Consider the following 12,350-nt stretch of genomic DNA (forward strand, 5'->3'; position numbering starts at 1 on the left):
CTCCAGGCGCCAGCCCTTCGAGGTCATAAGCCATCTTGGGCAAGAGGTCAAAGAGCGACCACCTGCCCAAGCTGTCTTATGCTTGTCAGGGCTGAACGGCGCCTTCCGCTTTTCGATTTGTCCAGCTCCACCGGCCAGCCGCTCGAGGTCATAAGCTGTCTTGGCCATAAGGGAAAAGAGCGCCCTTACGTCCAAGCCATCTTATGCTTGTTGCAGCCCGACACGACGTCGGACAGTCATGCGTTGCCACAGGACGTGGCGCTCTTAGCATGACTTCCTTTAAAACGGCGCCTTCCGCTTTTCTACATTGTCCAGCTCCAGGCGCCAGCCCTTCGAGGTCATAAGCTGTCTTGGCCATAAGGGCAAAGAGCGCCCTTACGTCCAAGCCATCTTATGCTTGTCGCAGCCCGACACGACGTCAGACAGTCATGCGTTGCCACAGGACGTGGCGCTCTTAGCATGACTTCCTTTAAAACGGCGCCTTCCGCTTTTCTACATTGTCCAGCTCCAGGCGCCAGCCCTTCGAGGTCATAAGCCATCTTGGGCAAGAGGTCAAAGAGCGACCACCTGCCCAAGCTGTCTGCGCTTTTCCTATTGTCCAGCTCCACCGGCCAGCCGCTCGAGGTCATAAGCTGTCTTGGCCATAAGGGCAAAGAGCGCCCTTACGTCCAAGCCATCTTATGCTTGTCGCGGCTGAGCAGGCCGGTTCCGCTTTTCTTTTACCCTTTCCAAAAAACCGTCTACCGCTTCTTCATATTGTTTTCTGTTTTCCGTGTAAGACATAGCATGAGTTCCTTTTTTTGCGAAGTAGAGTTGTTTAAAGCCTTTTACTTTTTTTTCATGCAGCCGCCTCGTTGCATCAGAGGGGATATAATCGTCCTCGGTGCTATGAATAAACAGTACAGGGTTTTCGATGTTTTCAACGGCTTTTACAGGTGATACGCTTTCCATGGAGTAACCGTCTCTCAGTTTCAGAAAGCGTTTTGCAATCGGCATAACCATTTGGGGAGGAATGTTAAATTCAACCTTCAGCCTGTAGAGAAGCTGTTCCTCCAAGTCAGCGAAAGGACAGTCGGCTATGTAAAAATCTGCACCATCTTCAACTATTCCGGCATAAAGCAGAGCTGTAACGGCACCCATAGATTCTCCATGAACACCAATTGTGCTGCCGCTTCCTGCATAGTGCCTGAGCCAGTTGACGACCGCCTGAAGATCATATTTTTCATAATGTCCGTAGCTGGTTGTGCTGCCTCCGCTTTCTCCATGACTCCGATGATCGTAAATGAGTACATTATAGCCGCGGTTTAGAAAAATTTTCATATATTTAACAGAGTTCACTCTGCTTACTGTTACCCCGTGGCAGATAATCATGTACTTTTTCGTTTCATGAGGGGCGATTAAGTAGCCGCTGATGTTGTATCCGAAGGGGGAGGGCACGGTAACATCAGTTTTGTCATATTCATCGTATTCTTTCTGGATAAAATGGCCCGCCTCCGTTTCACGGTCTACGATTTCTTTGACACTCCGCTTTTTTATGTACATCATTTTATTGGTAAAAAAGAACCCGACCAGAAACACATAGGACAAAACTGCCCCTGCTGCAAACAGTGACTTTCTCATTTTCATACTTCCTTCCCGCTTAAATATCGACTCTCTTTTATAGTTTATCAAAAGAAGAAGAAAGGGGAAAAGTATGTGCTTTTAGACGATTGTTTCTTGTTGATGGAGCGTAAACATTCTGCTATTAATGTTCCTTGCAAGTGCAGGCTGAATGTTTTCCACAGCCTTCAGCACAAGTTCAAGGTTAATGCCTGTGCTGATACCCATTGATTCCAGCATGTTGACTGCATCTTCCGTAGCTGCATTTCCGCTTGCACCGGGAGCAAACGGACAGCCGCCAAGCCCTCCCGCAGAGGTATCAAACCTGTTTACACCGGATTGAAGGGCTGCAAAGATGTTGGCAAGTGCCATGCCGCGGGTATCGTGAAAGTGGCCGGCAATCATTGTATCTGGAAAGGCATCCTTTAATTTAGAAAACAAAATGGCAGACTCCGCAGGTGAAGCCATGCCGATCGTATCTGCCACGCTGAGTTCATCAGCACCCGCCGTTACAAATTCCTTTGACAGGGCAATAACTCTGTCAGCGCTGATTTTGCCTTCATAAGGACAGTAAAAAGAAGTGGAAATGCAAGCACGTACAAATCCATTGCTGTTCTTTGCTCTTTCCACAAGCGGGAGAACAGCCTTCAGGCTTTCAGCTGTCGTTTTGTTGATATTATGCTTGTTAAAGGAATCACTGACTCCCACAAAAAAAGCAATATCACGGCACCCGGAGGACAATGCTTTGTTTAAACCTTTTTCATTAGGTGTGAGAACGAAATTTCTGTGTTCATCCAGGCAGCTGCCGGCAATTGACTCAGCATCCTGCATCTGCGGAACCCATTTTGGAGAGACAAATGATGTGAGTTCCATCTCTTTCACTCCCGCCTCTTTTAAGGAACGGATAAATGAAATCTTATGGCTGGTTTCAACGAAGTTCTTCTCATTCTGCAGCCCGTCACGGGGGCCGACTTCAATAATGGTTACCTCTTTTGGCAACATCTTTTACACCCGCCTTCTAAAATGAAAGTGTTTTCATAACTATATTGTAGTGAGAGATGGGGAGAAAAGGCAAACGAAATTTTAGAATAGTGTAAAGATTAGAGGAATTAAAAACATTTTGTCGAAATGGTAATGGAATCTGTGAAGGGAGTTGTAAAGATGAGCCATCAGGAAGCTGTTATTGTAAGCGCTGTCAGAACAGCGATAGGGAGCTTTGGAGGAGCATTAAAATCTGTTGCTGCTCCAGAACTGGGAGCGGCAGTAATTAAAGAAGCAATACATAGGGCCGGTATAGAGCCGGATGCGGTCGATGAAGTAATCATGGGAAATGTGCTGCAGGCAGGTTTGGGCCAAAACCCTGCGCGGCAGGCTGCAATTGGTGCAGGGCTCTCCGAAAAGGTGTCCAGCTTTACCGTCAATAAAGTTTGCGGTTCCGGTCTGAAAGCGATCCATTTGGCCGCTCAAGCTGTCATAGCTGGTGAAGCTGAAATCGTAGTAGCGGGAGGCATGGAAAACATGAGCCGGGCACCCTACCTTTTAAAGGAAGCAAGGGAAGGATTTCGAATGGGGGATCAAAAACTGGTTGACAGCTTGACCAGTGATGGGCTGACGTGTGTTTTCAATCAATATCATATGGGGGTTACTGCAGAAAATCTTTGTGAAAAATATGAAATCAGCAGAAAAGAACAGGATGAGTTTGCAGCAGCCAGCCAGCAAAAAGCGCTAATCGCCATAGAAACCGGCAAGTTCAAAGAAGAAATTGTACCGGTAAACATTCCTCAGCGTAAAGGCGAACCGCTTGTATTTGATACAGATGAATACCCGCGCAAAGGTTCCACCGCAGAAAAACTGGGAGCATTAAAGCCTGCTTTTAAAAAGGATGGATCTGTTACGGCCGGCAATTCATCAGGCATCAACGACGGAGCAGCAGCAGTTATTGTCATGAGCAGGGAAAAGGCAGAGCAGCTTGGCCTTCAGCCGCTGGTGAAGATTGTTTCAAACGGCAGGTCCGGAGTGGACCCCGGCATCATGGGGATAGGACCCGTTGAAGCGGTCAAGAAGGCATTGAAAAAAGCAGAATTGGACCTTGAGGACATTGACCTGGTAGAAGCAAACGAGGCATTCGCGGCACAATCCCTTGCTGTGGACAGGGAACTGAATTTTAACAGGGCGAATTTGAATGTAAACGGAGGAGCGATTGCGCTTGGCCACCCGATAGGGGCAAGCGGAGCCAGAATTCTGGTGACGCTCATTCACGAAATGCAGCGGAGAAATGCACGCAAAGGGCTTGCAGCTCTTTGTATTGGCGGCGGCCAGGGTGTGGCGACAATTGTAGAGAATATGCGGTAACGAAGAGGGGAGCGGGAGATAGTGAAAAAAATACATGGTTCTTTTACTGAAGCTGTTTCGGAAATAAAGGACGGTTCCACACTCATGGTCGGCGGTTTCGGTCTCTGCGGTATTCCTGAAAACCTGATCATCGCTTTAATGGAGACCGGGGTAAAGGATTTAACGGTCATATCCAATAATTGCGGAGTGGATGATTGGGGGCTGGGGCTGCTCCTGCAAAATAAACAGATTACAAAAATGATCAGTTCTTATGTAGGTGAAAACAAGGAGTTTGAGCGGCAGTACCTGTCAGGGGAACTGGAGGTGGAGCTGCTTCCACAAGGTACGCTTGCCGAAAAAATCAGGGCTGGCGGTGCTGGAATTCCTGCATTTTATACACCTGCAGGCGTTGGTACACCAATTGCAGAAAACAAGGAAACCAGGCTGTTTCATGGAAAAGAGTATGTTCTTGAAGAAGCACTTTTTGCTGACTTCAGCTTAGTTCGCGCCTTTAAGGGAGACAAAATGGGGAATCTGGTTTACAACAAAACTGCGCAAAACTTTAATCCCATGATTGCCGCTGCCGGAAAAAAGACCATTGCAGAGGTAGAGCAGCTGGTTGAAATCGGAGAAATTGATCCTGCGGCCATTCACACACCGGGTATTTATGTGCAAAGCCTGATAGAAGGACAGCAGGAAAAGCGGATTGAAAGACTGACAGTTCAAAAAACCGGCTGAGGAGGACGCAAACATGATTGAAAATAAAGTTTCGGTGCGTGAAAAGATCGCTAAAAGAGCTGAAAAAGAAATAGCAGACGGCAACTATGTGAATTTGGGGATCGGGATGCCTACCCTGGTTGCCAATTATATTGACAGCAGCAAAACGGTTGTTCTTCAGTCGGAAAACGGACTGCTGGGAATAGGTCCGTATCCTGCTGAAGGAGAGGCGGATCCGGATTTAATTAATGCAGGGAAAGAAACGGTAACTGAGATGCGCGGTGCCGCTTACTTCGATAGTGCGGAATCTTTTGCCATGATCAGAGGAGGCCATGTACATGTAGCCATACTTGGAGGAATGGAAGTGTCGGAGACCGGCGATCTAGCCAATTGGATGATCCCTGGAAAAATGGTCAAAGGAATGGGAGGTGCCATGGATCTTGTGCATGGCGCAAAAAAAATCATTGTCATTATGGAGCATACGAACAAAAGCGGTGCACCAAAAATTTTGAAGCAATGTTCTCTGCCTCTGACAGGAAAAGGGGTAGTGGACAGAATTATTACAGACAGGGCTGTTATTGATGTAACGGAACTGGGCCTGAAGCTTGCAGAGGTGGCCAAAGGCTTCACTGTGGAAGAAATCGTAGAGTCAACAGAGCCCGATTTGATTTTATCGGATGATATAAAACTAGATAGTTTTTGATAACAGAGCTTACCGCTTTCATTCGTTTTCTTTAACCATTATAATTTTAAAGGAAATTGATATGAGGTGAAAAAGATGGCCCAAAAGAAGAAAATGAATAGGAAAGAAACTGCTGTCCCTCAAATAAAAGATAATGTTACAGCTTCCGTTTTTGAGCAGCTGAAATCTATGAAGCACAGCTTGAAGCTGGAACAGGAGCAGCTAGTAAAACAAGAGCGGGAACAGAAGTTAAGAGAAATATCAGAAAGAGAAAAAAATAAAAGTTTTGAAGAATTGCTCAATGAGAGCGGTCTGAACTGGAATGATTTTAAATAATGAGAGAAGAAGCGCAGTATGTGAAGTAACTGTACAATTTCGTAAAAAAATCGTCTATGCGCAGGAAGCATAGACGATTTTTTCGTTTATTGAAGCTTATCTGTGCTGTTCATAATAGGTTGGTTTTGCCGCTTCGCGGAGACGTTCAATTTGTTCTGTCCGAAGAGCCGAAGCTGCAGCAGCACTCGCATTCTCCATAATCTGCTCTTCCTTGCTCGCCCCAGGTATGGCAGCAGCAACTGCATCGCTGTGCAGACAATACTGAATGGCAGCTTCAGCAGCCGAGTGAGGTTTTCCGGCTTCTTTTATTTCCGGAAGAGCTTTCTGCAGTTCCTCGAAAGAGTATGATAGATACCCATTTTCCCTCTCTGTTCCAGCAGTATTCAGCGGCCTTCCTGACAGCAGCCCTTTCGCCATCGGCCCCCTCGCTATCACGCTGACCCCGTGCTGCTCTATGAGCGGAAATAATTCTTCGGGACGGCGGTCAAGCAGGCTGTATTGCATCATAATGCTTACAATGGAGGATTTTTGGAGATACTCCCTGATGACATTAGGCCTGATGGAAGAAATGCCATAATGTCGGATCAATCCTTCTGTTTTCAGTTCCTCAAATGCCTCAATGGTTTCATCGATATTGTCTTCAATAGTTCCGCCATGAAGCTGATACAAATCAATATAATCTGTCTGCAGTCTTTTCAGGCTTCCTTTGACCGCTTCTTTGATATGTGCCTTAGAGGGATCCCAGGTCCATCCGTCTTTTCCAGAAATTCTCCTGTTGCCGGCTTTGGTTGCTAAAATAAGGTCACTGCGTCGATTTTTTACGGCTTTGCCGATGATTTCTTCATTCACTCCGTTATCATACAAATCGGCGGTATCAAGATAGTTTATGCCATTTTCAATTGCTGTATCAATCAGCCTCTTTGCATGCGTGTAGTCAGTTCCAAGTGACATGCATCCAAGGCCGATTCTGCTGACAAACAGATCGGAGGAACCTAGCTGCTTTTTTTTCATCAATGTTCAGCTCCTTATGTTTTGGATTTTGTAGTTTGAACATAGTATAAGGAGCGTCAAATTGCAAATGAAAGGGTATTACCTATCAGCAAGCCAATCTTTGACCAGGGGATAGCGGCGGGCATACTCTTTGAGAAGATAGCGGATTTGCCAAGCTTTTCCCGTAATAACAATGGACCTTGATAATCTGTACACTTTCATTGCGAAAACCTGCCTTATCATTAAAATATGGTAGAATGTATGAAAAAAAGATTAATTATAGAACGGAGTGAGCAGGCAATGTCAAATCTATTTGAAAAAGAACTTTCTTCAGAGAAGCTGTTTTCGGGGAAAATTATCGACCTTTATGTTCAGGAAGTAGAATTGCCCAACGGGAAGAAGAGCAAACGGGAAGTTGTCAAGCATCCTGGAGCAGTAGCGGTGATAGCACGAACATCGGAGAACAAACTATTGCTGGTTGAGCAGTACAGAAAACCGCTGGAAAGAACGCTTGTTGAAATTCCTGCTGGAAAGCTGGAAGAAGGCGAGGAGCCGATTGTGACGGCGAAAAGGGAATTAGAGGAGGAAACGGGCTATACGACCGATAAACTGTCTCTGCTTATCTCCTTTTATACTTCCCCGGGCTTTGCGGATGAACTGGTGCACTTGTACCTGGCGGAAGATATTCAGAAAATGGATGTAAAAGCGGAGCTGGATGAAGATGAGTTTGTTAATCTAATGGAAGTGACACTGAAAGAGGCGGAGCAGCTTCTTCACGAACAAAGAATATATGATGCTAAAACAGCTTATGCTGTTGCGTATCTTCAGCTTCAGGAGGCTGCGAAAAAATAGGATGAAAGCATATTTTGCTGATTTGCATATACATATCGGGAGAACAGCCTCCTATCAGCCGGTAAAAATAACGGCAGCAAATTCTCTTACCCTTGAAAACATTCTGATTGAAGCGAGTCAGCATAAAGGCATGGACATCATCGGAATCATAGACTGCCACGTTCCGGAAGTTCTTGCGAGTCTAAAAGACAAGGTAGAGAAGGGAATCTGCAAAGAACTGGAGGATGGGGGGATTTCTTACGGTAACACAACACTGTTTCTCGGAACAGAAACCGAAATATATGATGAATGGAGCTCAGGCCCGATTCACGTACTCTCTTACTTCCCAACCATCTCCAGCATGGAGAGCTTTTCCCGCTGGATGGAAGGGAAAATGAAAAACATTACCCTCAGCTCGCAGCGCATTTATGCAGCAGGAAAAGAATATCAGCAAAAAGTGAAAGAGCTGGAGGGTTTATTTATTCCTGCCCACATCTTTACCCCTCATAAAAGCATGTACGGCAGCGGGGTTAAAGCATCATTGTCAGAGGTATTTGTCCCGGAGTGGATTGACGGGGTAGAGCTCGGGCTCAGCTCGGATACTGAAATGGCAAGGGGCATTGGGGAGCTGTCACGGTATCCGTTTTTAACTAATTCTGATGCACATTCACTAGCGAAAATCGGGAGAGAATATCAAAAGCTGCTGCTGAAGGAGCCGAGCTTTGAGGAGTTTAGGATGGCTCTTCAGGAGCTGAACGGGAGAAGGATTCTTGCAAATTACGGGTTGAATCCTCTGCTGGGAAAGTATCACTCAACCGTTTGTGAAAAATGCGGACAAGGGGCAGAAGCGTCACAAAGCGAATGCGCCTTCTGCGGCCACAAGAGGCTGACAAAGGGTGTCAGCCAGAGAATCAGAGAGATCTCCGGCACTCCACCAAGCTTCAATAGAAGCAGGCCGCCATACATTCATCAAGTACCTCTTCAGTTTATACCGGGAATAGGGCCAAAAACACTGAATGTGCTGAAAAAGAGATTCGGAACGGAAATGGCCGTTCTTCATTCCGCCGCCAGAGAAGAACTTGAGGAAACAGTGTCTCCAAAAACTGCTTCTCTGATAATAGCTGCCAGGGAAGGCAGACTGAACGTGAAATCCGGCGGAGGAGGAACTTACGGACGTATTCAATAAGTCTCCATATGGGGATGTTCCTGAGATGCAGTTAAAAAATCAGTGAAAAGATACAAGTATCCCTGGGAGATTGATCAGTGAGCGAAAGATCATTTCTTCTTAATATGCCTTCAAGCTGAAAGCCGAGCTTCTCAGGGATTCTTCTGCTCTTGACGTTGTCTGAATTCACCCGTATTTCAATCCGTCTTGCATCCAGCTCCGTCTTGGCGAAATGAATAATGCCCTCCACCGCCTCGGTCATATAGCCCATTCCTTCATATTTTGAAGAAATCCAATAACCGATCTCAAAACATCGTGCTTCCCAGTTGATTCTGTGCAGTCCTGAGCTGGCAAGAAACTCTTTTGTTTCCTTATGAAAAACCAGAAGCCTTAAATCCTTTCTAAGCAGGAAATGTGCAGCTGCCTCGCGTATATTTGCCTCTGTTTCTTCCAGAAAAGGCTCTGTTTGAGCAAAAGGCATCCACGGGCGCAGCTGATCCATGGACGACAGAATTGCATCATGGACAGCCTTGCCGTCCCCGCTCTGTGGTGCCCGGATCAGCAGGCGTTCTGTTGTGAATTCAGAAGGAAAATCAAGTAAGATGGGGTTCAATGTTCATCACCTCTTTTGAATGTTCTGAAAATTATACAACAGTTTTTGGTAATGTGGAAACTATTTTTATCACAAGAAGGGCAGGAGCGGTCAGGTTGAGTAGTCATAGTTTTTCTTTTCTCTCATATACTCTAGTAGAAGAGTTGGTAGGAGGAATGGCTATGAGGCGGCATTCTGTAAAAGGGAGAATCATGGAGCATGTGAGAGAGCACAGCTCAATTTATTTATTTGTGTTTGTCCTGTTTTTGATGGGTGTTATTTTTGGAGCGGTTGTAGTAAACAGCATGAATCTCAGCCAGAAAGAAGATCTTTACTTTTATTTAAGCCGCTTTTTTGGACAAGTTTCTGAAGGAAAGCTGGCGGGCTTTCATGAAATGTTTCAGCAGAGCGTCTTTCATAATCTGAAATTTCTAGGTTTAATGTGGGTGCTTGGAATCTCCATTATTGGATTGCCGATTATTTTGATTATGCTTTTCCTGAAAGGAATTGTAGTGGGCTTTACTGTAGGCTTTCTGGTAAATCAGCTTGGCTGGAAAGGTTTCTTGCTTTCGTTCGTGTCAGTTCTTCCGCAAAATGTGCTGCTGATTCCAGCCTTTTTAATTATGAGCTGTGCGGCAGTCTCCTTTACATTAAAAATAGTCAAACAGCTGATGATGAAAAAACCGCATTTAAATGATTCTCCTTTCACCCTGTTTGCCAGGTATGCCGGAGTACTCGCAGTGATAACCGTTATGACGCTTGCTGCTTCGAGCTTTGAGGCTTATGCATCTCCATTTTTAATGAAAAGTATTATAGCAATTATTAACGGATAATAAATATTAAATAATAATCATTTTATTTTCTAGTTTAAAATGATTTTAGTTGGATAGTTTCCCTTCTTTTGATATAATAAGTCATGGAAATGGCGAGGGAGGGAATTTTATGGAAAATCGCATAGAGCGGATTAAAAAGCAGCTGCACTCATCAAGCTACAAGCTGACTCCTCAGCGGGAAGCGACTGTTCGTGTTCTGCTGGAGCATGAAGAGGATCACTTGAGCGCCGAAGATGTATACCTCCTCGTTAAGGAAAAGTCTCCGGAAATAGGACTGGCAACTGTTTACCGTACGCTTGAACTGCTTACAGAATTAAAGATAGTAGATAAAATAAATTTTGGTGATGGTGTTTCCCGTTATGATCTCCGCAAAGAAGGTGCGGCTCATTTTCACCACCATCTGGTTTGCATAGACTGCGGCTCTGTTGCTGAAATTGAAGAAGATCTTTTAGAAGATGTTGAAGCTATCGTTGAATCCGGCTGGAACTTTAAAATTAAAGACCACAGGCTGACGTTCCACGGCATTTGCGAAAAATGCCAGCAAGAGGATCGTGCAGATGAAAATGAGTAACCTTTCCTGACAGGAGAGGTTATTTTTTTTTCGTGTATTTTTGCTGCAGATAGTACGTATAATGTTTGTCCTTTTTGGCATATTCTTTATTAATGAAGAAAGAGGGCGGAGGACAACAATATGAGAAAGCTGATAAGTGCAGCAATGGAGCTTGGAAAGGTATTTGTCTTATTTACCGGATTTACGGTTTTATTCTATTATGCTATCATTTGGATGAACAGCGAGTATGAAAATTATCACCGTTATGACCAGCCGGAAGGGGCTGCTCTGCGTGTATCAAACATGATTGAAGACAAGGAAGAAAATATCATTGATAGATTGTTGTTTTTTTATTTAAACGGGGAGTAATGAATATTGAAGGATCATATTGAAGATTTTATCCATTATCTGCTTGTGGAGAGGGGACTGTCGCAAAACACCCTTGTTTCATATAGAAGGGATCTGCAGTCCTATCAGCAATTTTTGGCGAAAGAAGGTTTGCCGGGCTTTCATGAAGTGGGCAGAGTTCATATTATCGGGTTCTTAAAAACTCTAAAAGAAGAAGGAAAATCGAGCAAGACGCTTGCAAGGCATATTGCATCAATACGGTCTCTTCACCAATTTCTTCTTCGGGAAAAGATTGTCGGACAGGATCCATCAGTGCATATAGAAACGCCTCAGACAGAGAGAAAACTGCCAAAGGTATTGTCTTTAAGTGAAGTTGAGAAGCTTCTTGATACTCCTAAACTGACGTCTGCCTTCGGATACAGGGACAAAGCCATGCTGGAGCTATTGTATGCGACAGGAATACGCGTCAGCGAGCTGATTTCATTAAATATTTCCGATGCCCATATAGGCATGGGGTTCATTCGCTGCTTTGGAAAGGGAAATAAAGAGCGGATCGTTCCGATAGGAAGAGCAGCGGCAGATTCCCTTCTGCATTACCTGGAAATGGGCCGCGGACGGCTTTATAATGCTAAACAGCCGACTGAAGCATTGTTTCTCAATCATCATGGCAAAAGAATTACCAGACAGGGATTCTGGAAAAACCTTAAAAAGATTTCCCAGGAGGCAGGCATCACCAAAGATTTAACGCCTCATACGCTCAGGCATTCTTTTGCAACACACTTGCTTGAAAATGGTGCGGATTTGAGAGCGGTTCAGGAGATGCTGGGACATGCTGATATCTCTACCACTCAAATTTATACACACATTACAAAAACAAGGCTCAAGGAAGTATACAAACAATATCATCCAAGAGCATAACCGCTGCAGCAGGCGGTTTTTTTTTATCAGCAAAATGTCCATCATAAGGGTGATGAAGGACAAATCGGAGTGAAAAGTGAGGCGAAATGTCCTTCATAAGGGTGATGAAGGACAAAATAGAGTGGAAAAGCAGTCGAAATGTCCTTCATAAGGGCGATGAAGGACAAAACAGGGTGGAAAAACAAGCGAAATGTCCTTCATAACGGTGATGAAGGACAAAACAGAGTGGAGAAGCAGTCGAAATGTCCTTCATAAGGGCGATGAAGGACAAAACAGGGTGGAAAAACAAGCGAAATGTCCTTCATAAGGGCGATGAAGGACAAAACAGGGTGGAAAAGCAGTCGAAATGTCCTTCATAAGGGCGATGAAGGACAAAACAGAAGTCAAGTCCTTAATATTGTGTAAAATTCCTTACAAGTGTTTTCAACAGTTAAATGGTTATATGAATTATCCCCTTA

Annotated in this window: 15 protein-coding genes; 10 read left to right on the forward strand and 5 right to left on the reverse strand. The window is 44.8% G+C overall.

Going from position 1 to position 12,350, the window contains the following annotated elements; all coding sequences use genetic code 11:
* Positions 1-678: 678 nt before the first annotated feature.
* Positions 679-1,620 carry an alpha/beta hydrolase gene (locus GJU40_RS19705; RefSeq protein ID WP_154309762.1) on the reverse strand — a complete coding sequence of 314 codons (942 nt, stop codon included), beginning with the start codon at positions 1,618-1,620 and terminating at the stop codon, positions 679-681.
* 81 nt (positions 1,621-1,701) lie between these two features.
* A complete protein-coding gene (locus tag GJU40_RS19710) occupies positions 1,702-2,601 on the reverse strand; it encodes a hydroxymethylglutaryl-CoA lyase (protein WP_154309763.1) in 900 nt (299 codons plus the stop codon).
* A gap of 159 nt (positions 2,602-2,760) precedes the next feature.
* Between GJU40_RS19710 and GJU40_RS19715 the strand changes: the two genes are divergently transcribed.
* The 4 genes from GJU40_RS19715 (at position 2,761) to GJU40_RS19730 (ending at position 5,665) form a co-directional block, all read left to right on the forward strand.
* Positions 2,761-3,951 (forward strand): acetyl-CoA C-acetyltransferase, encoded by a 1,191-nt coding sequence (locus GJU40_RS19715; RefSeq protein WP_154309773.1) that lies wholly within the window; start codon positions 2,761-2,763, stop codon positions 3,949-3,951.
* Between the two features lie 21 nt (positions 3,952-3,972).
* On the forward strand, positions 3,973-4,668 hold the full coding sequence (locus tag GJU40_RS19720; protein WP_343031646.1) for a CoA transferase subunit A: 696 nt from the start codon (positions 3,973-3,975) through the stop codon (positions 4,666-4,668).
* Positions 4,669-4,681: 13 nt separating this feature from the next.
* Positions 4,682-5,350, forward strand: coding sequence for a CoA transferase subunit B (locus GJU40_RS19725; RefSeq protein ID WP_154309764.1), 669 nt, complete (start codon positions 4,682-4,684; stop codon positions 5,348-5,350).
* 75 nt (positions 5,351-5,425) lie between these two features.
* On the forward strand, positions 5,426-5,665 hold the full coding sequence (locus tag GJU40_RS19730) for a YqkE family protein (RefSeq protein WP_154309765.1): 240 nt from the start codon (positions 5,426-5,428) through the stop codon (positions 5,663-5,665).
* A 96-nt stretch (positions 5,666-5,761) separates the two neighbouring features.
* Here the strand turns inward: GJU40_RS19730 and GJU40_RS19735 are convergent, their stop codons facing one another.
* Both GJU40_RS19735 and mciZ read right to left on the reverse strand, forming a co-directional pair.
* Positions 5,762-6,676 (reverse strand): aldo/keto reductase, encoded by a 915-nt coding sequence (locus GJU40_RS19735; protein WP_154309766.1) that lies wholly within the window; start codon positions 6,674-6,676, stop codon positions 5,762-5,764.
* Between the two features lie 78 nt (positions 6,677-6,754).
* The gene (gene mciZ, locus GJU40_RS19740) at positions 6,755-6,877 is read right to left on the reverse strand and encodes a Z-ring formation inhibitor MciZ (protein WP_154309767.1); all 123 of its coding nucleotides are present in this window, start codon (positions 6,875-6,877) and stop codon (positions 6,755-6,757) included.
* Between the two features lie 78 nt (positions 6,878-6,955).
* Here mciZ and GJU40_RS19745 point away from each other — a divergent pair, with 78 nt between their 5' ends.
* On the forward strand, positions 6,956-7,507 hold the full coding sequence (locus GJU40_RS19745) for an NUDIX hydrolase (protein WP_154309774.1): 552 nt from the start codon (positions 6,956-6,958) through the stop codon (positions 7,505-7,507).
* Between the two features lies 1 nt (position 7,508).
* Entirely contained in the window at positions 7,509-8,672 is a 1,164-nt protein-coding gene (locus tag GJU40_RS19750) for an endonuclease Q family protein (protein WP_154309775.1), read from the forward strand.
* Positions 8,673-8,703: 31 nt separating this feature from the next.
* Here the strand turns inward: GJU40_RS19750 and GJU40_RS19755 are convergent, their stop codons facing one another.
* Positions 8,704-9,264 carry a GNAT family N-acetyltransferase gene (locus GJU40_RS19755; RefSeq protein WP_154309768.1) on the reverse strand — a complete coding sequence of 187 codons (561 nt, stop codon included), beginning with the start codon at positions 9,262-9,264 and terminating at the stop codon, positions 8,704-8,706.
* 161 nt (positions 9,265-9,425) lie between these two features.
* Between GJU40_RS19755 and spoIIM the strand changes: the two genes are divergently transcribed.
* The 4 genes from spoIIM to xerD all read left to right on the forward strand — a co-directional run bounded on the left by spoIIM (position 9,426) and on the right by xerD (position 11,892).
* Positions 9,426-10,076, forward strand: coding sequence for a stage II sporulation protein M (spoIIM, locus tag GJU40_RS19760; protein ID WP_154309769.1), 651 nt, complete (start codon positions 9,426-9,428; stop codon positions 10,074-10,076).
* Positions 10,077-10,185: 109 nt separating this feature from the next.
* Entirely contained in the window at positions 10,186-10,647 is a 462-nt protein-coding gene (fur, locus tag GJU40_RS19765) for a ferric iron uptake transcriptional regulator (protein ID WP_154309770.1), read from the forward strand.
* A gap of 120 nt (positions 10,648-10,767) precedes the next feature.
* Complete coding sequence (locus GJU40_RS19770) at positions 10,768-10,995, forward strand: YqzK family protein (RefSeq protein WP_154309771.1); 228 nt, start codon at positions 10,768-10,770, stop codon at positions 10,993-10,995.
* Positions 10,996-11,001: 6 nt separating this feature from the next.
* Positions 11,002-11,892, forward strand: a complete 891-nt coding sequence (gene xerD / locus GJU40_RS19775; RefSeq protein ID WP_154309772.1) for a site-specific tyrosine recombinase XerD — start codon at positions 11,002-11,004, stop codon at positions 11,890-11,892.
* Positions 11,893-12,350 lie beyond the last annotated feature (458 nt).

Origin of the sequence: Metabacillus lacus, from assembly GCF_009674805.1 — a bacterium.
GTDB classification, from domain to species: Bacteria; Bacillota; Bacilli; order Bacillales; family Bacillaceae; genus Metabacillus_C; species Metabacillus_C lacus.